We start from the raw sequence: 26,483 nt of genomic DNA on the forward strand, positions 1-26,483 counted from the left end.
ACGTCTAGCTCTTGATCTGGATCAGCTTTCGTATAAATTCTTGCCTTTTTCGTTTTTTCATCCACATTTTGGATAATTACTCTTTCCCCCTGATAACTAACATCAACAATTTCCGCAGCATTCATAATTTCAATCGCACGTCCAATATTCAATGTTAAACCTCCTAAAGATTCCTTATAATTCTTTGAGCTTACACAATAATTTAAACATTTTTCTTCGATTATGTTGTACGTATAAATAGATACGTTTCATTTCACTTTAGAACACTTTTTCCCTCAGGAGACAGATTTATTTTGCTACATTCTCGGTTTTTAATATTGTCTGTTTTCTAAAAGATTTTTTTAAAATAGGAAAAATTATTCAAGTGCTGGTAATAGTAACTTTACTTTACGAAATGGCAATAAATAAAGTTGTTTTCATAATCATAGCTTTTGAAAAATTAGTCTATAGAACGAAATAATTCTATTTTTATAATGGCTGAATTCCTTAAAATTTATGCCTAATTTTTTCTTCTCATCAAATTTTAATGTTTCTTTCATGCTTTTTTACAAAAGGAGGTATACCATTTGGTTTATTCATTTAAGCATATTGAAAAAGATTTTTAACTTATTAACTTAAGTAAAACTAGTTGCTTAAAAAAGCTAAGTAGGGGGTAAAGAATAAATCTTATCTTTACACTCAGCACAAGTTCAAATGTAAAGGAGAGAGGAAATATGCATTTTCTTCGTATTGCAATGATCGTATTTAGTTCCGTAACTGCTGCATCTTTATTCGGATTTCAATTGGTAGAAATGACACATGCAATTATGGATTCTATGTTTTCAAAAGATTAATCAATTGTTGTTTCAGTAAATTTTGGATATCATGCTTCTAACATGATAAAATAAGATATCTTAAGGCAAGTTAAAGCTGTTTTGTTGAAATTTCTTTTCTAATCAAATTTCAACATTCCGCTTAACGATGCCTATGTACATTAGAGAGCGTGATATGATGAAAAAAGTTTTGATTATTGAAGATGAAAAAAATCTATCGAGATTTATCGAATTAGAATTAACGTATGAAGGATATAAAACAGAGGTTTGTTCAGATGGTAGAAGCGGTCTTCAAAAAGCATTAGAGGAAGATTGGGATATCATTTTATTAGATCTCATGCTACCTGAATTAAATGGAATTGAGGTATGCAGAAGGCTCCGGCAAACAAAAAATACCCCAATATTAATGATAACAGCACGAGATAGTGTTCTAGATAGAGTATCCGGATTAGATAGCGGAGCAGATGATTATTTAATCAAGCCCTTTGCAATCGAGGAGCTCCTTGCTAGAATTCGTGCCTTGTTTCGTAGAATCGATCCACAAACTAATCCTTCCAATCAAGTATTGACAAAGTTAACATACAAAGATATTACCCTTGAGGTCGAATCGCATATTGCTAAAAAGGGCGAAGAGATTCTGTCCTTAACGAAAAGAGAGTACGATTTACTCTATATGTTTATGACTAATATTAATATCGTCTTATCGAGAGATGTTTTGTTAGAAAAAATATGGGGATATGAATCAGAAGTAGAAACAAATGTGATTGATGTATATGTCAGGTATTTAAGAAACAAGCTTGATCCAACGGGACAAGAAGTATATATAGAAACGGTCAGAGGAATAGGATATGTGATGAGATGAAATTTATAAAAAAAATATCTCTTTTACCTTGGAAGTGGAAATTAACACTTGGATTATCCTTCAGCATTTTTTTAACTTATTCTATTTTTTCTTTTTTTGAATTTCATACTGTTTCTTCTTGGTTATTAAGTCAGGAAGAAACGGATATGAAACAAGCGATGAAGCAAGTAATCCAACAATTAACCTTGCAGGAAAAAGAGCTTTCGGAAGAAGCACTTGAGGATAAAGTATCCTTATTGGAAAAATTGAATAATAATAATCAGCTTATTCGTGTACTTAATGAAGATGGACAGGCAGTTCTTTCTGATATGAATGGTGATTTCCCCATTATTGAGCCAAATCGGTTATACAATGACGAACAATTTCATTATATTTCTATTGGTGATCAGAACTCATTAGTTTACAGTAAGGAAATACAAATGCCAGTATTTAATGGACGAGTGGAAATTATAAGATCTCTGCAATCCTTCGATAAGGTTCGTGAGCATTTACGCTTTGCTATGACGATGTTTGCGCTCGCAGCTTTGTTAATAAGCGGCCTGATTGGTTATTTCATTTCCTATTTATTATTGAGACCAGTCAATTCCATGACGAAAACAATGAAAAAAATTAAAAATACAGGTTTTAAGGAACGAATGCCAGTCTATCCTCAAAAAGATGAAATTTCCGATTTAACGATTATTTTTAATGAGATGATGGATGTGATTGAACAGTCTTTTCAGCAGCAAAAACAATTTATTGAAGACGCTTCCCATGAACTTAGAACACCAGTTTCTGTGTTAGAAGGCCATCTATCCATGCTAAATAGATGGGGGAAAAATAATCAGGATATTTTGGAAGAATCGCTTCAGGCTTCTACTGAGGAAGTCACAAGATTAAAAAAATTGATTATCAGTTTATTAGATTTATCAAGATTAGAACAAAATAGAGTAGAATCAGACTTAACACCTGAAAGGGTAAAATGGTTATTAGAACACACAATCCGAGATTTTACAATGCTTCATCAAGATTTCAGCTTTCAAATAAAGCTTGATTCTCTAAACCTTTATAAAGTGTCTGAACAGCATTTACAACAAATTACAACTATATTACTGGATAATGCGGTGAAATACTCTGTCCAAGAAAAAAATATTTTTCTTCATACTTTCGAAACAGACCATCATTTTGTCCTTGAAATTAGCGATCGGGGAATCGGAATTCCAAAAGAGGACATCGATAAGGTGTTTGATCGATTTTATCGAGTGGATAAAGCAAGAAGTAGAGAGCAGGGTGGCACTGGCCTTGGTTTGGCGATTGCCAAGAAAATTGTCGGATTGTATAAAGGAACAATTGAAATAAAAAGTAAAGTTGGTCAAGGGACAAAAGTCATTGTTCGCTTTCTTATATAGGAAAAAAGGAAGTTCTACCTTAAATGAAGACAAGGTTAGGACTTCCTTTTTCCTTTGTCATGTAATGACAATCAGTGCATAAGATACTTGTAAGATTGTTTTTTTTCCGAAGATAGATGCGATAAAAAATATTTTTAATTTTTTTACTATAAAAATGTGTAAAACTTTTGAAGCTGCAATTAAACCATGATAGAATAGTAATGTAAACGTTTTAAAAAAGTTTTTTCACTAGAAGGTGTATTGTGCAATAGCAAAGGGAAGATAAAAATGATATTAAAAGTGGTGGAGGGAAATTTTCATGGAGAAGCCATCTGATGGTACAGTCTCATACCAACCAAAGTTTTACGGGCCAAACTTAGGGCTTGTAATGGAGCTTTATGAGCAATATGTTCAAGATCCAAATTCAGTTGATGAAGAAATGAAAAAGCACTTTGATCAATGGGGCCCCCCTATTGAGAACCAAGAACAAACTAGCACAAGTCATTTATCTCTACAATCCGAAGTTCAAGTTGAAAAAATTATTGCGGCAGTTACATTGGTGAATAAGATTAGAGCGTATGGACATTTAGCAGCGGATATTTATCCTTTAAATGATCATAGACGGGAATATGATTTATTTGAACTTTCTCGCTTTAATCTTACAAAAGAGGATTTAGAAAAAATACCAGCTTCGTTAATTTGCCCAGATGCACCAAAGCATGTGAAAAATGGTTATGAGGCTGTTCAGTATTTAAAAGATATTTATACGAAGACAATTGCATTTGAATACTATCATGTTAATGATATTGAAGAAAAGAATTGGCTTCAGGCAAAAGTGGAATCAGGCAGTCTAAAGCCAGCATGTCATAAAGAATTAAAGAAAAAGCTATTAAAACGAGTAATAGAAGTAGAAGAATTTGAAAGTTTTTTACATAGAACGTATGTCGGTCAAAAGAGATTTTCCATTGAAGGTCTTGATGCAATGGTACCGATGATTGATGAAATTATTTCGGAATCGGTCATAAATGGCGCGCAAAATATCAATATTGGTATGGCACACAGAGGGCGATTAAATGTTTTGGCACATGTATTAGAGAAGCCTTATGAAATGATCTTTTCTGAATTTCAGCATGCTCCTAATAAACAATTAGTTCCTTCAGAAGGCTCAATTGGTATTAGCTTCGGATGGACAGGAGATGTTAAGTATCATTTAGGACTAGATAGACAAATTAAGGCAAATAATGTATCGAATGTCCGCTTAACACTTGCTAATAATCCAAGTCATCTTGAATTTGTCGGTGCGGTAGTAGAAGGATTCACACGTGCATCACAGGATGATAGAACGAAACCTGGCTTTCCAGAAGAGGATTCTAATAAGTCTCTAGCTCTCTTAATACATGGGGATGCAGCTTTTCCAGGTCAAGGGATTGTTTCTGAGACATTAAATTTAACAGGTTTAAAGGGCTATCGTACTGGCGGAACCATTCATATTATTGCAAATAATACAATAGGATTTACAACGGAATCTACTGATTCCAGGTCTACTCGATATGCTAGTGATTTAGCAAAAGGATTTGAAATTCCAATTATTCATGTCAACGCTGATGATCCAGAGGCTTGTATTAAAGCAGCGAAGCTCGCATGTGAATATAGAGCAACGTTTAAAAAGGATTTTTTAATCGATTTAATCGGGTATAGAAGATATGGCCATAATGAAATGGATGAACCAATGACAACCAATCCATTAATGTACAAGTTAATTCATGATCATCCGACTATTACTAAGTTATATGGTGAAAAGCTAGTAATGGAAAACGTTATTCAAGAAAATGATGTTAAGGAAATGAGAGAAGAAGTGATTGGCAAATTAAAAGAAGCACATGAAAGAGTGCCGAAGCAGCATGAGGATCCAATCATAACCAATCCACCTAATTCTGTGGAACGACAATTACCGAAAATAAATACAGCTGTTCCGATTGAACAATTAAAACAAATTAATAAAGAGTTGCTCTCTTATCCTCCTCAATTTCAAATTTTTGATAAATTAGGAAAGGTTTTAAAAAGAAGAAATGATGCATTAGAGGGTGACGGTAAAATCGATTGGTCATTAGCAGAAACGCTAGCTTTTGCTACAATATTAGAGGATGGAACACCTATTCGCCTTTCTGGTCAAGATTCAGAACGTGGTACATTTGCACATCGCAATATTATGCTTCATGACCATTTGACAGGAGAGCAGTATTCTCCGTTGCATACTTTATCAACTGCAAAGGCTTCCTTCGCTGTTCATAATAGTCCATTGTCAGAAGGTTCCGTCTTAGGATTTGAGTACGGTTACAATGTCCATGCGCCAGAGACGCTAGTGTTATGGGAAGCACAATTTGGCGATTTTGCAAATGCTGCTCAAGTTATGTTTGACCAATTTATTGCAGCAGGGAGAGCAAAATGGGGACAAAAATCTGGGTTAGTTATGCTGCTTCCACATGGCTATGAAGGGCAAGGACCAGAGCATTCAAGTGCTAGATTAGAACGGTTCTTAATTTTAGCAGCAGAAAATAACTGGACTGTGGCAAATTTATCATCTTCTGCTCAATACTTTCATATTTTAAGAAGACAGGCAGCGATTCTTAAAAAAGAAGAAGTGCGCCCACTGGTTATTATGACGCCAAAGAGCTTATTACGTAATCCGGAAGTTGCTTCAAGTGGATTAGAATTCAACGATGGTGCGTTCCAATCTATTTTAGAAGTCGAAAATGCAAATGAAAATCTAGAAGCTGTTACTCGTTTAGTTCTCTCAACAGGAAAAATCTCAATTGATTTGAATCAAGGATATAAAAAACTTGTAAACTCTGAGGCGATTCATCTTGCGAGAGTAGAAGAGATTTATCCTTTCCCAGAAGAGAGACTAGCAGAAATAATCCAACGTTTTCCTAATTTAAAAGAGATTGTTTGGGTACAAGAAGAACCAAAAAATATGGGGGCATGGAGTTTTATGGAACCAAGAATTAGAAAATTAATTCCAAGCTCTATTTCCTTACAATATGTTGGTAGAAGAAGAAGATCTAGTCCTGCTGAAGGGGATCCAAATGTTCATCGTAAAGATCAAGCAAGAATTGTAAATGAAGCATTGACTATGGAATGAATTGAGGGGGAAAATTAAAATGGCAGAGATTAAAGTACCAGAACTAGCTGAGTCAATTACAGAAGGAACGGTTGCGCAATGGTTAAAGAAAACAGGGGAATACGTGGAAAAGGGCGACTATATTGTTGAACTAGAAACAGATAAGGTAAATGTCGAAATTATTTCTGAAGAAAGTGGTGTTATTCAGGAGTTAAAAGCAAATGAAGGAGACACCGTACAAGTTGGAGAAACAATTGCGATTGTAAATGCTCAAGGAGCAATTGAGCAACCAAAGGCAGCTGAAGTAGTTGAAGAAAAAACAGTAGTAGAAGGAAAACCGGAATCTCCAAAAGTAGAACAGCCTAAGGTGCAAGAAAACGTATCGGGTACGAAGCAAAGTCCGATTGCTTCTCCAGCAGCTCGTAAATTAGCTCGAGAACGAGGAATTGATTTGTCTAATGTTCAAACAAATGACCCATTAGGAAGAGTCAGAGCTCAGGACGTAGCGGCATACGAGCAAAAGCCAGCATCATCAGCTCCGACACAGCAAGCTCCTGCTCCAAAAACAGAAAAAGCAGCTCCTGTTGTTGAAACAGATAATCGAGTAGAAAGAGTCAGAATGACGAGAAGAAGACAAACCATTGCTAATCGTTTATTAGAGGTTAAACAAAATACAGCAATGCTGACTACTTTTAATGAAGTAGATATGACAAATGTTATGGCGCTTAGAAATCGTCGTAAAGACGCATTCCAAAAAGAGAATGATGTAAAGCTTGGTTTTATGTCTTTCTTCACAAAAGCTGTAGTAGCAGCTTTAAAGAAAGCACCTCTCTTAAATGCAGAAATTCAAGGTGATCAAATTGTTTTAAAGAAATATTATGATATCGGTATTGCTGTATCAACTGACGAAGGGCTTGTTGTACCAGTCTTAAGAGATGCCGATCGTAAAAACTTTGCAGAGATTGAAGGAGAAATTTTAGATTTTGCTAGTAAAGCAAGAAGCAATAAACTTTCCTTAAGCGATTTACAAGGTGGCACCTTTACCATTACAAATGGTGGTGTGTTTGGGTCCTTGTTATCCACTCCAATCCTTAACGGACCACAGGTTGGAATTTTAGGAATGCACAAAATTCAGCTGCGACCTGTTGCAATCGATGCAGAAAGAATGGAAAATCGTCCGATGATGTACCTGGCATTGTCCTATGATCATCGCATTATTGATGGGAAAGAAGCAGTTACCTTCTTAGCCCGAGTTAAAGCATTACTAGAAGATCCAGAATCCTTATTGTTTGAAGCTTAATAATTGATTACTATTAATACAGGGGTTTCTAACATAAGAAACTCCCTGTATTATTTTTATGTTTGTATTACTGTTCCTGTTTTTTTCAATCCGCTAGTTGAATGAAGAAAGGAGTATATCATGAAAGAAACAGTTCTAGTTTTTGTATATGGTTCCTTGCTCAAAGGAGAAGTGAATCATTATATGCTGTCTAATTATTCTTGTGTTGCGGAGGATGTCTGGATATACGGTAGATTATATGATGCTAGCTTAGAATATCCCTTTTTAATTATAGATGACCATAAAAAAGTATTTGGTGAATTATACGTAGTCCCAGTAGAAGAATTGCCAGTACTTGATGAATTTGAAGATTATGAACCGGATGGAAAGGATAATCTCTATGAACGAAAGACAGTAACAGTGTATAAGAACAGCACTTCTTGGCAGGCGTTTGTCTATATCTGTATTCAAGAAAAAATGTTAGTAAATGAGATAACAGAGGGAAGTTGGCGAGCGTATCGAAACAATCCATCATAAAAAATATTTGTAATATAATAATCTTTTGGTTTAATGGACCGTTTTTCTGTGGTATAGAATAGTATCGACACCATAGAAAGAAGGTCATAGCATGTATATTCAAGAACATAATAATTTATATGTTATCAAGTATGATCATACATCCTATTATGCAATGGATTTCAAACGCTTAGATTGGATTAACGGCGTTTGCTATGTGACTTTTCTACAAGCAGACACAGGAAAATGGTTTACTTTTGAAAGAAATAAGATCACATGGATGGCAAAGGAAAAAGTGAATTTAGTTTCATAAGGAGAACATGTTGCACTATGTATCGGTTTCCCTTTATACTAGGATAGTACTAGAATGAAAGGAGCAAAGAAATGATACATCAAAATTGGGAAAATAAACAATCCATTAAAAAAGTAAAGTGTATACATACCGATGCAAGCAAATACATTGTTAATAGAGTATTAACAGTAGGAAAAGAATACGAAGTAAAGAACGAAACAGAGGAGTTTTACTTCGTCATTGATAATTCAGGTAAAGTCGGCGGTTTCTACAAGGATTACTTTCAAACAATATAAGAACACAGGATGTCTCAAATGATTATACCAGTTGTGTAAAGAGGGGATGAAATCGAAAGAAGCTGTTCCCTCCTATACATAACTATGATCATAAAAGACATCTTTTTTGTATTTACCATGTATGTACTATTACTTAAATAGTTGATTAATAGGAAAAAGGATGAATAGTAAATGAGTTATATTTATGTCGGGCTAGGCGGTGTGATAGGGAGTATAATAAGATATCTAGTTGGACAATTTCCTTTTCCACACGAATTCCCATTACAGACACTGGTAATTAATATCATTGGTTCTTTCCTTTTGGGGTGGTTCACCAGCGCAATTATCAAAAAACAAAGGATCAAATCAGAATTTGCAACGGCTATTGGAACAGGAATGATTGGCTCATTTACAACCCTATCAACACTTAGTATGGATACTGTAAATTTAATAACTGCAGGGAGTTATTTGCTTGCATGTGAGTATGTGCTTGGCAGTGCTATATTTGGGTTTGTTTTTGCATCAATGGGCTTGAAATTGGGAGAAAGAAAGTGGAGTAGATCCAATGCTTAATAACCTACTATTTATCGGGCTTGGTGGTTTCCTTGGAGCCATCAGCCGGTTTACGCTTATAAACGAATTGAAAAAAAGAATTCATATGGCTGTGCCATATCCAACTATGATTGTAAATATTAGCGGTTCCTTCCTATTAGGACTAATAGTAGGCTTGAAGGTGTATACTAGTGTGTATTTTTTATTAGCTGTTGGCTTCTTAGGAGCATATACAACCTTTTCAACCTTTGCTGTTGAGGCTGTAACCTTGCTGCGCTCAAAGAAAAAAGGAAGTTTTTTTATCTATATTTTAGGAACCTTTTTAGGTGGGATTCTTTTCTGCTTAGCAGGATGGGAAATAGCTTTACTCTTATAAGAAAAAGGTGTTGCTAAATAATGAACTTAAAAAGGACAAATTTCACAAAAAGCTATTCGTGAAATTTGTCCTTTATTATTATTTCTCTGTAACTACTTTTGCATTATTCGGTTGAGGAGGATATAGCTTTCTTCCTAGCATAGATTGGAAGATAAGGAATATACCACCGACTGTCCAATAAAGAGGTAAAGCCGCCGGTGCATTTAAAGATACCATGACAATCATTATAGGTGAAAGAAGTCCCATAATACGCATTTGTTTTTGCTGCTCTTGTGTCATTGTACTTTGTGATACTCTAAACTGCAGATAATATACGATTCCTGCTAATGCAGTTAAGATAAGGTCGGAATGACCTAAATTAAACCATAAGAAGGAATGTGCAGCGATTTCTTGGGAACCACGAATCGCATAATAGAACCCCATTAGAATCGGCATTTGAATCAGCATAGGAAGACAACCAATATTCAAAGGATTAATGTTATTCTTTTTGTATAAATCCATCATTTCCATTTGAAGTTTTTGTTGTTCTTTTTGATCTTTAGTGCTTTTTATTTTTTTCTGGATGGCGTCCATTTCAGGTTTAATCATTTCCATCTTTACTTTCATTTGCTGCTGATTTTTATATTGTTTCAGCATTAATGGCATGAGGACTAAACGGATAACTAGTGTAATCAGAATAATCGCAAGACCATAACTGCCAACAAAGACATCAGCCGTCCCATGAATAATAGTGATGAAAGGTTCTACAAATATTTTATGGAAAAACCCATCATTCTTTCCAGTTGTGGATGTTGAACAAGCACTTAAAAGAAAAGTTGATAAACCTAATAGCATAATTAATAAAGTATTTCTAGATAATTTCTTCAATATAATTCCTCCAAATTGTTAGTTGATTTTTAGATAACAATGGAGGAATTTGGTTTCTCAGGATCATCGTGAGAGCTCTCTATTCTTTTACGGATATTTTTAACAATCCAGTGCAAAATAGGAGTATTATATTTTTGAACATTCATATTTATCGTTGTGATCGAAATATCTAAAGACAAACGCTGTTCTGTAGCAAAGAACTCCTGTTGAACCGTTGTCTTTATATTCCAATCCCATAAATATTTCAGTACTAGACCTACTAAAAACGTATAATAAACCGTTTGATAACTAGGAAAAAACGTAAAGTCTAATAATAAATCAATCATTTATACACCTCATTATTAGTGAACAATAAAATTATATCGAAAGCTGTGATGAAAAGCAATTTGCAACTGGGAATATAGTAGAATTTTAAAGAGAATAAGAAAGTTTTATGACAATTATTGAAGTAATTTCTTCTCATATATCTGGCAAGAAGAAATGCATATTTTAATAAAATCAGAAGAATTAAGTATTTACAATAGGAAAAAATAAAATGAATGGTATAATAAAGGATAGTTTAAATATAATTCAAAGTGTTTTCTAAAAATAAGGTTTGCAACTAACTGAAATGTAATGGGATCTTTTGAGACGATATGTGAGATATCTTCTAAAAAATGTAGGAGAAATCAATCCTTTGAAGAAATTATCTTCCTTATTCAGGTAGAAATAAACTGTGCGAAATCGTCTTAAAACATTTGGTGAAAAATAAAGGGGGGATTTAATGAAAGCTCTAATTAATATTGATTACACCTTTGACTTTGTAGAAGGCAATCTACCATGCGGAGAACCTGGCATTGCGATAGAAAAAGAAATAGTGAAAATAACACAGAATTTTATCGAAAATGGAGACTATACCGTGTTTGCAATCGATTTGCATACGTTAGATGATCCATATCATCCAGAGTCTAAGCTTTTCCCACCTCATAATCTAGCTGGAACAAAGGGAAGAGATTTGTATGGAAAGCTTCAAAAAATATATGAGATCCATAAAGATTTAACCAATGTTTATTGGATGGATAAGACTAGATATAGTGCTTTTGCAGGCACAGACTTACATATAAAATTACAAGAAAGATCGATTAAAGATATATATCTAGTGGGTGTCTGTACAGATATATGTGTACTGCATACTGCTGTTGACGCTTATAATCATGGGTATAATATCCATATATACGAAAATGCTGTGGCAAGTTTTAATGGAATTGGCCATCAATGGGCATTGGAACACTTTAAAAATGTACTAGGAGCAAGGATCCTTTAGTCGTAAGGGTTGCAGGAGGACAATAATGAGTTTTAATTATAAAGATGACAGTTTAATGTTACATACCGATTTATATCAAATTAATATGGCTGAAACATACTGGGAAGACGGCATCGCAGAAAAGAATGCAGTCTTTGAAGTATATTTTAGAAAATTACCATTTCATAATGGCTATGCTGTTTTTGCAGGACTTGAGAGAGTTATTCAGTATTTAGAGAATCTGTATTTTTCAGACGACGATATTAAATACTTACGACAAGAAGGCTTCAAAGAGGATTTTCTTGCTTATTTAAAAGATTTACGTTTTACTGGGAGTCTTCGTTCTGTAGCAGAAGGAGAAGTTGTTTTTGCGAATGAACCATTAATGAGAATTGAAGCACCTCTTGCTCAAGCGCAAATTGTAGAGACTGCTATTTTAAACATTGTGAATTACCAAACATTAATTGCTACAAAAGCATCAAGGATTAAAAATGTAATTGGTAATGAAGTAGCAATGGAGTTTGGAAGCAGACGTGCTCATGAGTTAGATGCTGCCCTTTGGGGAACGAGAGCAGCTTTTATCGGTGGTTTTAGTTCGACTTCGAATGTCAGAGCAGGGAAGCTATTTGGTATACCGATTTCTGGAACACATGCGCATTCTATGATTCAGGCTTACCATGAGGAGTATATTGCTTTTCATAAATACGCAAGACGGCATAAAGACTGTGTATTTTTAGTGGATACCTATGATACTTTGCGTTCAGGTGTACCAACTGCGATTCGAGTGGCGAAGGAATTAGGAGACAGCATTAATTTTCGTGGTATTCGTTTAGATAGTGGAGATCTTGCGTATTTATCGAAAGAAGCAAGGAAAATGCTTGATGAAGCAGGATTTCCAGACACAAAAATTGTTGCAAGTAATGATCTTGATGAATATACGATTATTAATTTAAAAGCGCAAGGTGCAAAAATCGATATATGGGGAATTGGCACGAAATTAATTACGGCCTATGATCAACCAGCTCTTGGAGGCGTTTATAAACTCGTTTCCATTGAAGATGAAGATGGTAAGATGCAAGACACAATTAAGATTAGTGGGAATCCAGAAAAAGTGACTACCCCTGGGTTAAAAAGGGTATATCGAATTATAAATGATATAAATGGGAAGTCAGAAGGGGATTATATTTGTTTAGAATCTGAACATCCAGAAACGGAAGAGCGCTTAAAGATGTTCCATCCGACCCATACGTATATTAGTAAATTCGTTACCAATTTTACAGCCGTTGATATTCACCAAGATATCTTTAAAGATGGTAAGTTAGTATACGAATCCCCGGATATCTTTACTATTCAAAAATATTCAGAGCAAAGTTTAGAAATACTTTGGGATGAATATAAGCGTTCCTTAAATCCAGAAGAATATCCTGTAGATTTAAGTCCGTTATGTTGGGAAAATAAAATGAATCTTTTAGAGAAGGTAAAAGTATCTATTCAAAATCGAAAATGAGGAGGAAAAACGATGCGTAGCTTACAACAAAAAATTATGAGGGATTTAAATGTCCAACCTGAAATTGATTCGAAACAGGAAATTGAAAAAAGAGTCCAATTTTTAAAGGATTATGCAAAAAAGGCAAAAGCAAAAGGTTTTGTATTAGGAATCAGCGGTGGGCAGGATTCATCTTTAGCGGGGAAATTAGCGCAGCTTGCTGTGGAACAATTACGCGAGGAAGGCTATGACGCAACATTTATTGCGGTAAGACTACCATATGGTGTACAGGCAGATGAAGCAGATGCTAAACGTGCGTTAGAATTTATAAAAGCAGATAAAGAATACGTTTTTAATGTAAAAACTCCAGTTGATGGTGTAAAAGAAGTATTTGATGGGATGAGTGAAACGCCATTATCGGATTACCATAAAGGAAATGTAAAGGCTAGAATGCGGATGATTGCACAATATGCAATTGGAGGTCAGGAGAATTTATTAGTAATTGGTACAGATCATGCGGCTGAAGCTGTTACAGGTTTCTTTACGAAATATGGGGATGGCGGTGCGGATATTCTTCCTTTAACAGGTTTATCAAAAAGACAAGGGAAGCAATTATTAAAAGAATTAAATGCGGAAGAAGCGATCTATCTAAAGGTTCCTACAGCAGATTTATTAGATAATAAACCAGGACAAGCTGATGAAACAGAACTTGGCATTACTTATGATCAACTAGATGATTATTTAGAAGGAAAAGAAGTAAGTTCAGAGGTTGCTGAAAAAATAGAATCGCGTTATTTAGTGACTGAGCATAAGCGACAAGTTCCAGTATCTATGTTTGATGCGTGGTGGAAAGAATAAATATAGTTATTCGTTTATATTTCTGGAAATATGTATATTTACACAGTCGAAATCTTGTCCTTTTCATATTCTATATGGAAAGGACAAGCAATAAAAAGGCTAGAATTGCTTGTTGACTTCTTATAGAAAAGAGGTGAACAATATGCCCTTTACAATTTTAGGCTTTGATTTAACTGTTACTATTTTAAACATTCCGTTTAATGCAGATTTCAGTATTACTGTTGGTGAAGAAGAAGCAGGTACTACACCAGCTGAGGCTTAATATGCTTTCCATAAAAGATTAGGATTATGTTATAGTTATAGGAAATACTGCATTTGTGTGTGGGTTATGATAGCTTTTATTTAGTCTTAAACTATCGTATTATCTATCCCTTTGCTAAAAAAAGAGAACCAAGACATCTTTAACAGTCTTGGTTCTCTTTTTTTAAGCGAATTTTTCGTGGTTTCTATAAAGAATGCTATGAGCAAAATCAACTGATTCTTGTGTAGGTGGTTCAATTCCTTTTAATGGATATTCAAGACCTAGTGTTTCCCATTTATACACACCTAATTTGTGGTAGGGAAGGATATCGATTTTCTCAACGTTTTCTAATGTTGCAATAAAATCGCTTAATCTTGTTAAATCTTCTTCCGTATCATTAATGGTTGGAACTAATACATGTCTGACCCAAATAGGGATTCTTTTATTGGATAAATAGGTAGCAAAATCTAAAATATGATCATTGCCCATCCCAGTTAGTTTAATATGCTTTTTACGGTCGATATGTTTTAAATCGAGTAAAACTAAATCTGTATATTCCATTAATTCATCTAACTGCGCTTGAAAAGTAGGTGCTTTTGAATAACAACCGCCAGAAGAGTCAATGGTTGTATGAATGCCGAGTTTTTTGCATTCTTTAAAAAGTTCGATTAAAAAGGGAATCTGCAATAATGGTTCCCCGCCACTTACAGTAATACCTCCACCCGAAGGTTCGATAAAAGGAAGGTATGTTTTCAAATCATTGATAATGTCCGTAACAGACATTTGCTTTCCTGTACCAATTTCCCAAGTGTCTGCGTTATGACAAAATTGGCAGCGAAGTAAGCAGCCTTGCGTAAACACTACATAGCGAATACCAGGACCATCTACCGTTCCAAACGTTTCAATTGAATGTATATTGCCGTTCATGATTATATCCTCCTTATAATTGAGCCGTGGATCTTTGAAGTAATACTGTAAGAAGAAGGGAAGAGGGATTGTGAAATATCCCTCGACCAACCTTTTGTTACATAGATTCGTGGAAAGTACGGCTTATAACGTCTTGTTGTTGTTCGCGAGTCAATTTAATAAAGTTAACAGCGTATCCAGATACACGAATAGTTAATTGTGGATACAATTCTGGATGTTCCATTGCATCTAATAAAGTTTCTCTGTTAAATACGTTAACATTTAAGTGGTGACCAGCTTTTGTTGCATAGCCATCTAGAATCGATACTAAATTATTTACACGTACATCTTCTTCTTTACCAAGTGCTTTCGGTACAATAGAGAATGTATTTGAAATACCATCTAATGAATAATCGTAAGGTAATTTAGCAACAGAAGATAGGGATGCTAAAGTTCCTTTTGTATCACGTCCATGCATTGGGTTAGCTCCTGGTGCAAATGGTTCACCAGCACGACGACCATCTGGTGTGTTACCAGTTTTCTTACCATACACTACGTTAGAAGTGATAGTTAAGATAGACATAGTATGCATAGAATTGCGATATGTTTGATGCTTACGTAATTTTTTCATAAAGCTTTCAACAATTCCAACAGCAATGCTATCAACTGCATCATCATTGTTACCGTATTTAGGGAAATCGCCTTCTGTTTCAAAATCTACAGCAAGACCATTTTCGTCTCTAATAACTTTTACTTTCGCATGTTTAATAGCGCTTAATGAGTCAGCAACAACACTTAATCCTGCGATACCAGTAGCCATTGTACGTAAGATTTCTGTGTCATGAAGAGCCATTTCAATTCTTTCATAACTGTATTTGTCATGCATATAGTGGATAACATTTAATGTGTTAATATAAAGTCCAGCTAACCATTCCATCATGTTATCGAATTTTTCCGTTACTTCTTTATAGTCTAGATATTCAGAAGTGATAGGAGAGAATTTTGGGCCAACTTGGATTTTTAGCTTCTCATCTTTACCACCATTTATTGCATATAATAGACATTTTGCAAGGTTTGCGCGTGCGCCGAAGAACTGCATTTGTTTACCGATTTCCATTGCTGAAACACAGCATGCTATACCGTAATCATCACCCCATTGAGGTTTCATGATATCATCATTCTCATATTGGATAGCACTTGTTTGAATAGACATCTGTGAACAGAATTTTTTAAAGTTCTCAGGTAATTGAGTAGACCAAAGAACCGTTAAGTTTGGCTCAGGCGCAGGACCTAAGTTATCTAATGTATGAAGGAAGCGGAATGAGTTTTTTGTTACTAAAGGTCTTCCGTCATTCGCCATACCACCAATAGATTCTGTTACCCATGTTGGATCTCCACTGAATAATTCATTATAGTCAGGTGTACGTGCAAATTTTACAAGACGAAGCTTCATAATAAAGTGATCAACAATTTCTTGAGCTTCTTTTTCTGTTAAAGTGCCGTTTTCTAAATCTCTTTCTACATAAATATCTAAGAAAGTAGATACACGTCCTAAGCTCATTGCTGCACCGTTTTGTTCTTTGATTGCTGCAAGGTAGCCTAGATATACCCATTGGAATGCTTCTTGAGCATTTACTGCAGGTCTTGATAAATCAAATCCGTAGCTTGCGCCCAATTCTTTTAGTTCGTGTAATGCACGAATTTGTTCAGAAACTTCTTCTCTTAATCGGATTGTTTCTTCACTCATAACAGAACTTGTTGCTCGTTTGTCTTTTTGTTTTTCATTGATTAAGAAATCAACTCCGTATAATGCAACACGACGGTAGTCACCAATGATTCTTCCACGGCCATAAGCATCTGGAAGACCAGTGATAATAGCAGCTTTTCTTGCTAATCGCATTTCATCTGTGTAGGCGTCAAATACCCCAGCATTATGAGTCTTACGATGTTCACTAAAGAATTTTTCTAATTCTTCGTCTGCTTTATAGCCATAAGATTCACAAGCTTGAACAGCCATTCTGATACCGCCATTAGGTTGGAAAGAACGTTTGAAAGGTACATCCGTTTGAACCCCAACAACTTTTTCTTTTGCTTTATCTAAGTAACCAGGACCGTGAGAAGTAATCGTTGATACGATATCTGTATCTAGATCGTATACGCCGCCTCTTTCTCTTTCTAATTTACTTAATTCCATTACTTGGTCCCATAATTGCGTTGTTTCTAATGTTGGACCTGCTAAAAATGTAGAATCGCCATAATAAGGATTAAAGTTTTTTAAGATGAAGTCACGAACATTTACTTCTTTTTGCCATGTTCCATTTTTAAAGCCTTCCCAATAATTAGTTGTTTCAACTTTTTCCATTATAATCACCTCATAATTTAATAAAAATATATAACAGAATGCTTTTTTCTTTCTGTTTTAACTATAACAGATTTAGTGTGATGTATTTCACAATAAATGTGTACATCTTGCGAATATTCTGTGTCGTAAATGTGAACACCAATTGTATCAACGGTTTTTGGCAGATAATATTGAGGGGGAGAGGGAGGAGAATAGACAATAACTAATAAAACTGTTATATAAATTTTATTGGCATTTATCAAACTGTTATACAATAGTATCGCGATTCAAATAATGTATGTAATAGGAAAAGGAGAAGTTTTCCTTTTAATAGAATACTGAATTTCATTTTGACCATACTATTGATAGATAAGAAACGATTTAGCTTTAAAGATTTAGGTTAATTAGCAACATACTTATGTGAAAACAGTCTAAAAGAAAAAGTTTGAAAATGTTCTTTTTCTTCTCGAACGATCTAAGGTATGATAAATTTTATATCTCAATTACTAGTATTCCTTCAATTAAGTGTAAGGGGGTGGTAAATATGTCAAAAAGAAAGAAAGAAATCTGGATTAATGTGGCTAAGATACTCCTACCGATTGTTATATTTATCATCATTTTACGAGAAATAATTAATATGATTCATTCAACAGATCTGGATCTTATTTATCGATACTTACAAATCATTCCTTTTCATAGTTTGTTTTATATTGTATTGAGTGGATTTATGGCAACTTTGCCGATGTTCTTTTACGATTTTTTTCTTGTGAAGCATTTAAAGAAGGATATACCTTTTGCAGAAGTTGGAAAATATTCATTTATAAGCAATTCTTTTTCCAATTTAATTGGTTTTGGTGGACTAATAGGCATTGCTTTACGCAATTATTTTTATAAACAATATGAAACCGATCGAAAGAAGCTGTTTAAAGGCATTGCTGTTATTACATTATTTTATTTAACAGGAATTAGCTTATTAGCATGGATTGCTATTCTTTATAGTAGAAGATTGAATTTAATAGAAGAGCATATCTGGGTATTTGTTGCTATTGTCGCTGTTGGTTTAATCTTCCCCGTTTTAATGGTTAGCTATAAGAAAGTAAAATTTGGTAGCTTTGTTTTTGACCGGAATCAGATTATCGGTTTGACATGTGTATCACTATTAGAATGGATTTTCTTATTTGCATATTTATATTTTATCGCAAAAATAATTGAACTTCCGGTAACTGTTGGTGATTTCTTCTTACTCTTTTTAGTTGCTGCGTGCACTGGAATTATTAGTATGATTCCAGGTGGGATGGGCTCATTTGAATTAGTATTCTTATGGGGAATGGAATCTTTAGGGGTGGAATCAGAGCAGATGCTGATTGTACTATTTTTATATCGTGTCGGCTATTATCTCCTTCCATTTTTAATCGCATTATTTCTTTTCTGGATGGAGATTGGCAAAAATTTAAAGAAAAATGCAGCAGCCTTTTTAAGGGATTTATCTAGTGAATAAGCTCTTCTTCTTAAAGTAAATGTATATTGGAATAGTTATTGTTAAAAATACAGAAGGATTTCATTTTTGTGACAAAATTCCATTTGTCCTTTATTATTCTAAATTATCTGGTACAATAGTCATGGTATTTAAACATAGAACATAATAGGTGGGGGAAAATGAGGGAAACGACCATTGCAATATGTTTCATATTACTATTATTTAGTTTTCCTATGATAAGTAATGCTAAAGAGAATAGGGAACTTGAACTTTTAAGTGAGTCAGTTTTCTTATTGGATAGTGATACTGGAGCAGTATTATATGAAAAAAATGGATATGAAAAAATGTATCCTGCGAGTTTAACAAAAATAGCAACAGCAATTTATGCAATTGAAAAAGGAAATCTAGATGATATTATTACGGTTAGTGAGAAGGCTTATTCAACGGAAGGGACAAGGGTTTACTTAGAACAAGGAGAGCAAGTAACGTTAAGACATCTTATTGATGGAATGTTAATCAATTCTGGAAATGATGCTGCAGTAGCAATCGCAGAATATCTCGATGGCTCCATTGATGTGTTTGAAAAAAATATTAATCAGTTTTTAATAGAAAAAGTAGATGTTCATTCCACGCATTTTAAAAACCCAAATGGTCTTTTTCATAAAGATCATTACACAACTGCTAATGATCTAGCATTAATCACCCAATACGCTATGCAAAACCCAACTTTTAGAGAAATATTTGGAACGAGTGAATTAAAGTGGGATGGTTTATCTTGGGATACCACATTGGTAAGTCACCACCAAATGGTAAATGGGTCTAGACCATATGATAAAGTAACTGGTGGAAAAACTGGCTTTGTTAATGAATCGAAACAAACATTGGCTACAACTGCTGAAAATGGGGAGTTACATTTAATTGCCATTGTTTTAAAAGGGAATTATAAGCGAGATGTATATAGTGACACGAAGGAACTATTAGACTTTGGATTTGATCAATATACACATAAAGAGATTCCAGCGGGAAAGTCATTTTTTGTTAATGGGACAACTTATGAAACGACAAAAGAAGAGATAATTACTGTTCCTCGGACAAAAGGGGAGGAAGAAATAACTTCTTCGGGTCTGTTGATGATTGAAAATGCTAATGGAGATATCCTACAGTCTATACAATTAGCAAAAGTAATGCCGGCAGAGGAAACATTTAAAGAGGATATCTCAAAAGAAGTGGAAAGAGAAGAGAAAAAGTCCTCGCTTCCAGGTGTTGTCATTGGCATACCGTTCGCTTTAGGTTTTGTATATATTATGAAAAGAAGGGCTATCAAACGTTAAAGTTTGTTGGCAAAATGGGATCAGAATACTTTTATTCTGGTTCTATTTTTTTCTGAAACTTTCTCTATAGATATAGATAATGATGCTTACTGAAGTATTATTTGTATAAAAGGATGTTGAACGGGACAGAGAGGTGAGGCTCCTATAGCGGCGAGAAAGTCTAAATATGGACAGCGAAGTTCACCCTAGAGTCGTGACTCTAGCGGCAGAATAGAGGAAAGAACAAAAAAAGACCGTAAACAACCCTCAAATTTCAGGGGAGAATGTTTACAGTCTGAAACCGGGGTGTTCCCGGTTTTCTTCTTACTTATTTATACATACTTACAATATTTTTTTGAAGTTCGGTGTCTTCTAAATACTCATCATAATTCATTTGTTTGTCCACAAGCCCATTTGGCGTAATCTCTATAATACGGTTCGCAATCGTTGACACAAATTGATGGTCATGAGAAGTGAAAATTAATGAACCTTTAAAGTTAATTAATCCATTATTTAAAGCGGTGATGGACTCTAAATCTAAGTGGTTTGTTGGCTCATCTAATAGAAGAACATTGGCTCCACTCAACATCATTTTAGATAACATACAACGAACTTTTTCACCACCGGATAAAACGCTAGGCTTTTTCAATACTTCTTCCCCTGAGAACAGCATGCGTCCTAAAAATCCTCTTAAGAAGCTTTCTGTTTGGTCATTTGGAGAATATTGACGTAGCCAGTCTACAAGAGTAGCATCCTCTCCGCTAAAATACTCCGAGTTTTCAGCTGGGAAGTAACTTTGAGAAGTAGTAACTCCCCATTTATAAGTACCGCTATCTGGCTCCAATTCGCCTGCTAAAATACGGAAAAGCGTTGTTTTTGCTAATTCATTTGGACCAACAAGCGCAATTTTATCATCCTTATTCATAATAAAGCTTACATTATCAAGAACTTTTACTCCATCAATTGTTTTCGAAAGGTTCTCCACTCTTAATAAGTCATTACCGATTTCTCGCTCAGGAGTAAATGCAACATATGGGTATTTTCTAGATGATGGTTTAATGTCATCTAACGAAATTTTATCTAGCAATTTCTTTCTAGAAGTTGCTTGTTTGGATTTAGAAGCATTTGCGCTAAAACGAGCAATAAAGTTTTGAAGCTCTTTGATTTTTTCTTCTTTCTTTTTATTTGCATCGTTTGCCATTCTAGCAGCTAATTGACTGGATTCATACCAGAAATCATAGTTACCAACATAAATTTGAATTCTGCTGAAATCTAAATCCGCAATATGTGTACAAACTTTATTTAAGAAATGTCTGTCATGGGAAACAACGATGACAGTATTTTCAAAGTTGATTAAAAATTCTTCTAGCCACTTAATCGCATTGATATCAAGGTGGTTAGTAGGCTCATCCAGGAGAAGAACATCAGGTTCACCGAAAAGAGCCTGAGCAAGTAAAACCTTAACTTTATCTGAACCATTTAATTCAGCCATTGTTTTATAATGAAGATCTTCGCCAATTCCTAAACCCTTTAAAAGAATAGCTGCCTCTGATTCTGCTTCCCAACCATTTAATTCAGCGAATTCTCCTTCAAGTTCAGCTGCTTTCATACCATCTTCATCCGTGAAATTTTCTTTCATATAAATGGCATCTTTTTCCTGCATCACTTCATATAATCTTGTATGACCCATGATTACTACTTTAAGTACTTCATGCTCTTCGTATTCAAAATGATTTTGCTTTAAAACAGCAAGTCTTTCCCCAGGTCCTAAAGAAACATTTCCTGATTGTGCCTCTAGCTCACCAGAAAGTATTTTTAGGAAAGTAGACTTTCCAGCACCATTTGCTCCAATCAAGCCATAGCAATTTCCAGGTGTAAATTTAATATTAACATCTTCAAATAATTTACGATCACCATATCGAAGACCTACATTCGTAACTGTTATCATTTATAATCCTCCAAACTACAATATCCTTAAAATTATACCATTATTAGAATGGAAGAGCTAATTATTTTCGTAAATCTTATATAGGAAACCTGTTCTTTCTATTAATTTCTTACATTGTAATTGTTATTTTTATAGGAAATGAATTTTTACAGAAGTTCTGTGCAGGCTGAATACCGGTAATGGACTCGGCGTTTAAACGAAGAAGGGAAGACCAATAATCGAGTCAAAGAGGCTAAAAAGTTGTTCGTGGTCAGGAGAGTAGATAAAGACTGTTCACTTCTAGCGACCAACTTTATGAACACATTCTTCTATTAATAGGAGCACTTTTAGAAGTTTAAGATGGCTTATCAATCCAAATTACAAAACAAGTTCCACTAAAATTGCAAATAGAGCTATAAAGGTTAATAAAAACTTCAATAGGAACAAAAATATGAAAAATGCCTGATGGAAAAAAGGCATAATGTTTACGATAATAGAAAGATAGGGTAAAAAATAATCAAAAAATAAAGGGTTTTCTTTCCGTGGATAGAATGTATAATGAAGAACGTATTATATTGTTATCAGTTTATATAGCGCAAAAACAATAATGACTAAATTTATTTATGGTTTGTTCATAATTTCTTCATAAATTTCTAGTACACTAAAACTATTATGAGAAGTAAAGGAGTAGTTAATATGGCTAAAAAACAGCTAGTTGATTTGGTTAATAAAATGAAAAAATCCGGTATCAAAATTAGCTTTACAAAGCCAAGATCTCAGTTTTCGGTAGCGATTCAACAGAATAATAAATTAACAACGACGACACATTAGGAAAATAATGTTCCATTAGAGTGGGTCTAGGAAAAATTACATAGTATATCGTAATGACATAGAAAAAAGTATTGGGTGTTATGTGCGTAATTAGGAATTGTTATAAAATGTTCATTTTTTCACAATGTAATTTATTTTTCCTTTTGTATAATTAATATATACAGAAAGGAAGGTATCACAATGGATATACACCCAATCGATAAAGCAATAAACTATGCGATAAAAAAGAAAGAAACAATTGATGAATCCTTTTTACGCTATTTTGTAAAAGCTATTTTAGCAGGAATATATATCGGCTTTGCTTTAATGTTATGCTATCGTTTAGCACAGCCCTTTTTTGATGTTCATTCTCCTGCGACGTATATGATGACCAGTTTATTTTTTGGATTGGCCCTAGTACTTATTTCATATGGCGGCGGAGAATTATTTACTGGGAACACAATGGCTTTTGCAATGAGCACCTTGTCTGGAGCAACTAGTTGGAAGGATACTATTTATAATTGGGTTACTACTTATTTTGGTAATTTGATTGGTGCGTTATTTTTTGCATTATTGATTTATTACTCAGGATTATTTAGTTTAGCGCCTAAAACAACCTGGCTTATGGATGTTGCCAATTCAAAAATGAGTGCTACAACGGTAGAACTATTTATTAGAGGGATTCTTTGTAACTGGTTAGTCTGCTTGGCTATCTGGATACCGATGAATATTAAAGGGGATGTCGGGAAAATAATTGCAACATTATTAATTGTATTTTCCTTCATGATTTCAGGATATGAGCATAGTGTGGCTAATATGGCTCTTTTCTCTATTTCTCTAATTGTTCCTCATCCAGAAACAATTACCGTAGCCAATGCCTTACACAATCTAATACCAGTTACAATCGGAAACATTGTAGGGGGAGCATTCTTTGTCGGTGCGTTAAACCTATATATTTTTCCGAAGAAAAAAAGAAAAGGCGAAGATACGCCTTTACATGTAGCTACTACAAGATCGATAGCAAAATAATAAAAGATTTTTATTAATCCGCGACTTGGAGGACTGTCGAAAAATATTAAAATTATGTTTTTTGACAGTCGCTATCCCAGATGACTCATGCTTAAAGAAAAAATTAGTCCAACACATGTAACAAATCCTACGGTAGGTCCTCCTTGTTCAAATGCTTCGGGAAGCATAGTCGAGCAAACCATCGCAATTAATCCACCAGCTCCAAATGACTGAATACCAGAGAGCATCATTGGGGATGCATTTTCCAGAAATAAAAAACCAAAGGAGCTACTAATAGCTGAAATGACAATGACGCTGCTCCACAATGTCAAAATTCTCTTGTTGGAATATTGGTCTTTTTTTAGTCCGACTGTTGACGATAAAGATTCTGGAAAGTTACTGATAAAAATCGCAATTAAAAATAGGACATCCACTTTATGTGTATAAAGCAAGGTTAAGCCAATAATTATTGATTCTGGAATTGCATCCATTAATGTACCAATATAAATTGCCATACCAGAATGCCCCTCTGGATTTTTATTGGAACGTTTGCGATTAGAACCACCTTTTTGATAAAGAAAAATTTCAATAAAGGTAAATAAACAGGCTCCTGCTAAAAATGTGATGGCAGTTGTTAATATCCCACTTTCATGTACAGATTCTATTAAAAGTTCAAAAGAAGAAGCGCCTATCAAAATACCTGTTCCTAATGCCATTAAATAGGCAATAATTCTTTTTGGAATCGTAAGAAATAATCCTGTAATTGAACCGATAAGTAATGAAAAGCTTGCAATTGCTCCCCACATTGCTGCTTCTAGCATATTGAAAAACTCCTTTTTTCTTCATTACATCTCCTATAAGGGGGAACTTCCATTATCCCGTATTCTTATTATTGAGAAAAAATAAATAAAAATGGTGCGTTTTTTCCTATTTTCTTATACCCACTAATGAAGAAATTACTCTAAATTATTTACATTTCTATTGAGGATTATGCATTCATACCGTCAATAATTGACTATTTTACGAAAAAAATAAGTTTATGGGGTAAGCTTTTTTTATTATATTTCCTTGAATCATATGATTGAGCAAAATATCCGCTCCTTCTTCAAGATAGTTGTCCATACTTTTTTGATACTTGTACATAGGATATTAGGGATTAATGGTTGGAGGTGTATTAAATGTCTGCTAATAAATTTTATCATCAATGTTCTAAAAGTGTCGGAAGATGTGTACGAATCCGAACTCATAGTGGGGAGGTTCATACAGGAATAATTGATCGGGTTACTTCAAATAAAGTCTATATTAGACCAATTGGCGGAAATCGAAGAAGTTATGGTGGGTTTGGATATGGATTTAGACGTGGTTACGGACCTGGCTGGGGTTGGGGCTGGGGTGCTGCTGCAATAGGTGTTTCATTAGGTTTAATTGCTGCATTGGCTTTTATTCCATTCTTTTAATAAATCAAGCCGAAAGATTCCTTTAAGGAAGGGATCTTCCTACATAATTCAAACTTATTTTATCTTTTTTTGTGAGTGCCCATACAGGACAATCTCTTGACTCATAAGATGCTTATGTGTATGAGGGAGGTGGAATAAATGAGTGGTGGCCCAGAAGTTGGTTTCGGTGGAGGATTCGCTCTACTAGTAGTACTATTCATTTTATTAATAATTGTAGGTTCTAGTTACGTTGGATTCGCATATTAACAAAGATAGAAAAAAGGAGTGTTTTATAAATGAGTTACGGTTATGGAGGATATGGTTATAATTCTTGTGGATGCGGTTATGCTGCACCAGTTGCAACAGCACCAGTAGCTTCTTGTGGCGGTTATGGCAATGGATTTGTATTGATTGTCGTATTATTCATTCTATTAATCATTGTTGGAGCAGCTTGGCTATAGGAAGTACAACAAGATAATTGGTTTTTGAAAACAACATTAAAATCTAAAATGGCAGTCTGACTATACGGAACTATTTTTATAGAAGGTATAATCAGGCTGCTTGTTAGATGCAACATTCTTTATCTATCGTTTGAATGTTTTTCCCTATTGGAAACAACAAACTTCTAGTAAACAGCCTTTGCTTTTTATTGACTCATTCAAAATATGCTGGATTAATGATACAATGGCTTAAAGAAACGCACGGAATAAAGTGGGGAGATAGTAGTGATGATGGATAAGGCTCGCAGTATTTTAAAAGAATACTTTGGATACGACGATTTTAGAAAAGGTCAAGAAGATATTATTCAGCTTTTGTTAAATGGTGAAAATGTTGTTGGAATCATGCCGACTGGTGGAGGGAAATCCATTTGTTATCAGGTCCCTGCAATGCTTTTACCAGGGTTAACAGTTGTAATTTCACCGTTGATTTCACTAATGAAGGATCAGGTGGATACTTTAACAGAAGTTGGAATTCCCGCTACTTTCATTAATAGTACATTACATAATAATGAAGTACAGGATAGAGTAGCTGACATAAAAAATGGTTATTATAAATTACTATATATTGCGCCAGAACGGCTG

26 protein-coding genes and 1 pseudogene are annotated in these 26,483 nt (G+C 34.4%); 20 read left to right on the forward strand and 7 right to left on the reverse strand.

The window, feature by feature from the left end:
- Nucleotides 1-152 (reverse strand): H-type small acid-soluble spore protein (locus RTL21_RS09900; RefSeq protein ID WP_312095808.1); only part of this gene is annotated, 152 nt, incomplete at its 3' end.
- Between the two features lie 838 nt (nucleotides 153-990).
- On the opposite strand from RTL21_RS09900, the gene RTL21_RS09905 reads away from it, so the two are divergent.
- The 9 genes from RTL21_RS09905 to RTL21_RS09945 all read left to right on the forward strand — a co-directional run bounded on the left by RTL21_RS09905 (nucleotide 991) and on the right by RTL21_RS09945 (nucleotide 9,452).
- Nucleotides 991-1,674, forward strand: a complete 684-nt coding sequence (locus RTL21_RS09905) for a response regulator transcription factor (protein WP_312095809.1) — start codon at nucleotides 991-993, stop codon at nucleotides 1,672-1,674.
- Nucleotides 1,671-3,062 carry a sensor histidine kinase gene (locus RTL21_RS09910; RefSeq protein ID WP_312095717.1) on the forward strand — a complete coding sequence of 464 codons (1,392 nt, stop codon included), beginning with the start codon at nucleotides 1,671-1,673 and terminating at the stop codon, nucleotides 3,060-3,062. The genes RTL21_RS09905 and RTL21_RS09910 overlap by 4 nt, the downstream gene beginning before the upstream one ends.
- 298 nt (nucleotides 3,063-3,360) lie before the next feature.
- A complete protein-coding gene (sucA, locus tag RTL21_RS09915) occupies nucleotides 3,361-6,183 on the forward strand; it encodes a 2-oxoglutarate dehydrogenase E1 component (protein ID WP_312095718.1) in 2,823 nt (940 codons plus the stop codon).
- A gap of 19 nt (nucleotides 6,184-6,202) precedes the next feature.
- Entirely contained in the window at nucleotides 6,203-7,462 is a 1,260-nt protein-coding gene (gene odhB / locus RTL21_RS09920) for a 2-oxoglutarate dehydrogenase complex dihydrolipoyllysine-residue succinyltransferase (RefSeq protein WP_312095719.1), read from the forward strand.
- 120 nt (nucleotides 7,463-7,582) lie between these two features.
- A complete protein-coding gene (locus RTL21_RS09925; protein WP_312095720.1) occupies nucleotides 7,583-7,978 on the forward strand; it encodes a gamma-glutamylcyclotransferase family protein in 396 nt (131 codons plus the stop codon).
- Nucleotides 7,979-8,069: 91 nt separating this feature from the next.
- On the forward strand, nucleotides 8,070-8,270 hold the full coding sequence (locus tag RTL21_RS09930) for a hypothetical protein (protein ID WP_312095721.1): 201 nt from the start codon (nucleotides 8,070-8,072) through the stop codon (nucleotides 8,268-8,270).
- Between the two features lie 71 nt (nucleotides 8,271-8,341).
- Nucleotides 8,342-8,545 carry a DUF6501 family protein gene (locus RTL21_RS09935; RefSeq protein WP_312095722.1) on the forward strand — a complete coding sequence of 68 codons (204 nt, stop codon included), beginning with the start codon at nucleotides 8,342-8,344 and terminating at the stop codon, nucleotides 8,543-8,545.
- Nucleotides 8,546-8,716: 171 nt separating this feature from the next.
- Entirely contained in the window at nucleotides 8,717-9,097 is a 381-nt protein-coding gene (locus RTL21_RS09940) for a fluoride efflux transporter FluC (protein ID WP_312095723.1), read from the forward strand.
- On the forward strand, nucleotides 9,090-9,452 hold the full coding sequence (locus RTL21_RS09945) for a fluoride efflux transporter FluC (RefSeq protein ID WP_312095724.1): 363 nt from the start codon (nucleotides 9,090-9,092) through the stop codon (nucleotides 9,450-9,452). Before RTL21_RS09940 ends, RTL21_RS09945 begins: the two co-directional genes overlap by 8 nt.
- Nucleotides 9,453-9,530: 78 nt before the next feature.
- Here RTL21_RS09945 and yidC read toward each other — a convergent pair whose 3' ends face one another.
- Nucleotides 9,531-10,319 carry a membrane protein insertase YidC gene (gene yidC / locus RTL21_RS09950; protein WP_312095725.1) on the reverse strand — a complete coding sequence of 263 codons (789 nt, stop codon included), beginning with the start codon at nucleotides 10,317-10,319 and terminating at the stop codon, nucleotides 9,531-9,533.
- Between the two features lie 29 nt (nucleotides 10,320-10,348).
- Nucleotides 10,349-10,645, reverse strand: a complete 297-nt coding sequence (locus tag RTL21_RS09955; RefSeq protein WP_312095726.1) for a hypothetical protein — start codon at nucleotides 10,643-10,645, stop codon at nucleotides 10,349-10,351.
- A 437-nt stretch (nucleotides 10,646-11,082) separates the two neighbouring features.
- On the opposite strand from RTL21_RS09955, the gene RTL21_RS09960 reads away from it, so the two are divergent.
- Genes RTL21_RS09960 through nadE form a run of 3 tightly spaced genes read left to right on the forward strand, consistent with a single transcriptional unit; the run spans nucleotide 11,083 to nucleotide 13,945 of the window.
- Nucleotides 11,083-11,622, forward strand: coding sequence for a cysteine hydrolase family protein (locus RTL21_RS09960; protein WP_312095727.1), 540 nt, complete (start codon nucleotides 11,083-11,085; stop codon nucleotides 11,620-11,622).
- A gap of 25 nt (nucleotides 11,623-11,647) precedes the next feature.
- Nucleotides 11,648-13,108 carry a nicotinate phosphoribosyltransferase gene (locus RTL21_RS09965; RefSeq protein ID WP_312095728.1) on the forward strand — a complete coding sequence of 487 codons (1,461 nt, stop codon included), beginning with the start codon at nucleotides 11,648-11,650 and terminating at the stop codon, nucleotides 13,106-13,108.
- Nucleotides 13,109-13,120: 12 nt separating this feature from the next.
- Nucleotides 13,121-13,945: an ammonia-dependent NAD(+) synthetase gene (gene nadE, locus RTL21_RS09970; RefSeq protein WP_312095729.1), complete on the forward strand. Its 825-nt coding sequence runs from the start codon at nucleotides 13,121-13,123 to the stop codon at nucleotides 13,943-13,945.
- Nucleotides 13,946-14,369: 424 nt separating this feature from the next.
- Here the strand turns inward: nadE and pflA are convergent, their stop codons facing one another.
- Together pflA and pflB are read right to left on the reverse strand one after the other, a co-directional pair.
- Nucleotides 14,370-15,113: a pyruvate formate-lyase-activating protein gene (gene pflA / locus RTL21_RS09975; RefSeq protein ID WP_312095730.1), complete on the reverse strand. Its 744-nt coding sequence runs from the start codon at nucleotides 15,111-15,113 to the stop codon at nucleotides 14,370-14,372.
- Between the two features lie 97 nt (nucleotides 15,114-15,210).
- Nucleotides 15,211-17,454 carry a formate C-acetyltransferase gene (gene pflB, locus RTL21_RS09980; protein ID WP_312095731.1) on the reverse strand — a complete coding sequence of 748 codons (2,244 nt, stop codon included), beginning with the start codon at nucleotides 17,452-17,454 and terminating at the stop codon, nucleotides 15,211-15,213.
- Nucleotides 17,455-17,977: 523 nt separating this feature from the next.
- Here pflB and RTL21_RS09985 point away from each other — a divergent pair.
- Both RTL21_RS09985 and RTL21_RS09990 read left to right on the forward strand, forming a co-directional pair.
- Nucleotides 17,978-18,931, forward strand: coding sequence for a lysylphosphatidylglycerol synthase domain-containing protein (locus tag RTL21_RS09985; protein WP_312095732.1), 954 nt, complete (start codon nucleotides 17,978-17,980; stop codon nucleotides 18,929-18,931).
- Nucleotides 18,932-19,089: 158 nt separating this feature from the next.
- Entirely contained in the window at nucleotides 19,090-20,241 is a 1,152-nt protein-coding gene (locus RTL21_RS09990; RefSeq protein ID WP_312095733.1) for a D-alanyl-D-alanine carboxypeptidase family protein, read from the forward strand.
- A 307-nt stretch (nucleotides 20,242-20,548) separates the two neighbouring features.
- Here RTL21_RS09990 and RTL21_RS09995 read toward each other — a convergent pair whose 3' ends face one another.
- A complete protein-coding gene (locus RTL21_RS09995; protein WP_312095734.1) occupies nucleotides 20,549-22,168 on the reverse strand; it encodes an ABC-F family ATP-binding cassette domain-containing protein in 1,620 nt (539 codons plus the stop codon).
- A gap of 675 nt (nucleotides 22,169-22,843) precedes the next feature.
- Here RTL21_RS09995 and RTL21_RS10000 point away from each other — a divergent pair.
- Both RTL21_RS10000 and RTL21_RS10005 read left to right on the forward strand, forming a co-directional pair.
- Entirely contained in the window at nucleotides 22,844-22,978 is a 135-nt protein-coding gene (locus RTL21_RS10000; RefSeq protein WP_312095735.1) for a hypothetical protein, read from the forward strand.
- A 180-nt stretch (nucleotides 22,979-23,158) separates the two neighbouring features.
- Entirely contained in the window at nucleotides 23,159-23,986 is an 828-nt protein-coding gene (locus RTL21_RS10005) for a formate/nitrite transporter family protein (RefSeq protein ID WP_312095736.1), read from the forward strand.
- Between the two features lie 71 nt (nucleotides 23,987-24,057).
- Here the strand turns inward: RTL21_RS10005 and RTL21_RS10010 are convergent, their stop codons facing one another.
- Nucleotides 24,058-24,786, reverse strand: a complete 729-nt coding sequence (locus tag RTL21_RS10010; RefSeq protein WP_312095737.1) for a ZIP family metal transporter — start codon at nucleotides 24,784-24,786, stop codon at nucleotides 24,058-24,060.
- A 357-nt stretch (nucleotides 24,787-25,143) separates the two neighbouring features.
- Between RTL21_RS10010 and RTL21_RS10015 the strand changes: the two genes are divergently transcribed.
- The 4 genes and pseudogenes from RTL21_RS10015 to RTL21_RS10030 all read left to right on the forward strand — a co-directional run.
- The gene (locus RTL21_RS10015) at nucleotides 25,144-25,422 is read left to right on the forward strand and encodes a hypothetical protein (protein ID WP_312095738.1); all 279 of its coding nucleotides are present in this window, start codon (nucleotides 25,144-25,146) and stop codon (nucleotides 25,420-25,422) included.
- Nucleotides 25,423-25,560: 138 nt separating this feature from the next.
- Complete coding sequence (locus RTL21_RS10020; protein ID WP_312095739.1) at nucleotides 25,561-25,668, forward strand: YjcZ family sporulation protein; 108 nt, start codon at nucleotides 25,561-25,563, stop codon at nucleotides 25,666-25,668.
- 116 nt (nucleotides 25,669-25,784) lie between these two features.
- Nucleotides 25,785-25,862 (forward strand): annotated as a pseudogene (locus RTL21_RS10025) (YjcZ family sporulation protein); the annotation flags it as partial.
- A 267-nt stretch (nucleotides 25,863-26,129) separates the two neighbouring features.
- Nucleotides 26,130-26,483: DEAD/DEAH box helicase (locus tag RTL21_RS10030; protein ID WP_312095740.1), on the forward strand; the 354-nt coding region annotated here is incomplete at its 3' end.

The organism is Niallia sp. (genome assembly GCF_031978665.1).
Classification (GTDB): Bacteria; Bacillota; Bacilli; order Bacillales; family Cytobacillaceae; genus Niallia.

Excerpts from the sequence above, each read along its gene's own strand:
- RTL21_RS09905 (WP_312095809.1), top strand. The coding sequence starts at position 991 with ATGAAAAAAGTTTTGATTATTGAAGATGAAAAAAATCTATCGAGATTT.
- RTL21_RS09910 (WP_312095717.1), top strand. The coding sequence starts at position 1,671 with ATGAAATTTATAAAAAAAATATCTCTTTTACCTTGGAAGTGGAAATTA.
- sucA (WP_312095718.1), top strand. The coding sequence starts at position 3,361 with ATGGAGAAGCCATCTGATGGTACAGTCTCATACCAACCAAAGTTTTAC.
- odhB (WP_312095719.1), top strand. The coding sequence starts at position 6,203 with ATGGCAGAGATTAAAGTACCAGAACTAGCTGAGTCAATTACAGAAGGA.
- RTL21_RS09925 (WP_312095720.1), top strand. The coding sequence starts at position 7,583 with ATGAAAGAAACAGTTCTAGTTTTTGTATATGGTTCCTTGCTCAAAGGA.
- RTL21_RS09930 (WP_312095721.1), top strand. The coding sequence starts at position 8,070 with ATGTATATTCAAGAACATAATAATTTATATGTTATCAAGTATGATCAT.
- RTL21_RS09935 (WP_312095722.1), top strand. The coding sequence starts at position 8,342 with ATGATACATCAAAATTGGGAAAATAAACAATCCATTAAAAAAGTAAAG.
- RTL21_RS09940 (WP_312095723.1), top strand. The coding sequence starts at position 8,717 with ATGAGTTATATTTATGTCGGGCTAGGCGGTGTGATAGGGAGTATAATA.
- RTL21_RS09945 (WP_312095724.1), top strand. The coding sequence starts at position 9,090 with ATGCTTAATAACCTACTATTTATCGGGCTTGGTGGTTTCCTTGGAGCC.
- RTL21_RS09955 (WP_312095726.1), bottom strand. The coding sequence starts at position 10,645 with ATGATTGATTTATTATTAGACTTTACGTTTTTTCCTAGTTATCAAACG.
- RTL21_RS09960 (WP_312095727.1), top strand. The coding sequence starts at position 11,083 with ATGAAAGCTCTAATTAATATTGATTACACCTTTGACTTTGTAGAAGGC.
- RTL21_RS09965 (WP_312095728.1), top strand. The coding sequence starts at position 11,648 with ATGAGTTTTAATTATAAAGATGACAGTTTAATGTTACATACCGATTTA.
- nadE (WP_312095729.1), top strand. The coding sequence starts at position 13,121 with ATGCGTAGCTTACAACAAAAAATTATGAGGGATTTAAATGTCCAACCT.
- pflA (WP_312095730.1), bottom strand. The coding sequence starts at position 15,113 with ATGAACGGCAATATACATTCAATTGAAACGTTTGGAACGGTAGATGGT.
- pflB (WP_312095731.1), bottom strand. The coding sequence starts at position 17,454 with ATGGAAAAAGTTGAAACAACTAATTATTGGGAAGGCTTTAAAAATGGA.
- RTL21_RS09985 (WP_312095732.1), top strand. The coding sequence starts at position 17,978 with ATGTCAAAAAGAAAGAAAGAAATCTGGATTAATGTGGCTAAGATACTC.
- RTL21_RS09990 (WP_312095733.1), top strand. The coding sequence starts at position 19,090 with ATGAGGGAAACGACCATTGCAATATGTTTCATATTACTATTATTTAGT.
- RTL21_RS09995 (WP_312095734.1), bottom strand. The coding sequence starts at position 22,168 with ATGATAACAGTTACGAATGTAGGTCTTCGATATGGTGATCGTAAATTA.
- RTL21_RS10000 (WP_312095735.1), top strand. The coding sequence starts at position 22,844 with ATGGCTAAAAAACAGCTAGTTGATTTGGTTAATAAAATGAAAAAATCC.
- RTL21_RS10005 (WP_312095736.1), top strand. The coding sequence starts at position 23,159 with ATGGATATACACCCAATCGATAAAGCAATAAACTATGCGATAAAAAAG.
- RTL21_RS10010 (WP_312095737.1), bottom strand. The coding sequence starts at position 24,786 with ATGCTAGAAGCAGCAATGTGGGGAGCAATTGCAAGCTTTTCATTACTT.
- RTL21_RS10015 (WP_312095738.1), top strand. The coding sequence starts at position 25,144 with ATGTCTGCTAATAAATTTTATCATCAATGTTCTAAAAGTGTCGGAAGA.
- RTL21_RS10020 (WP_312095739.1), top strand. The coding sequence starts at position 25,561 with ATGAGTGGTGGCCCAGAAGTTGGTTTCGGTGGAGGATTCGCTCTACTA.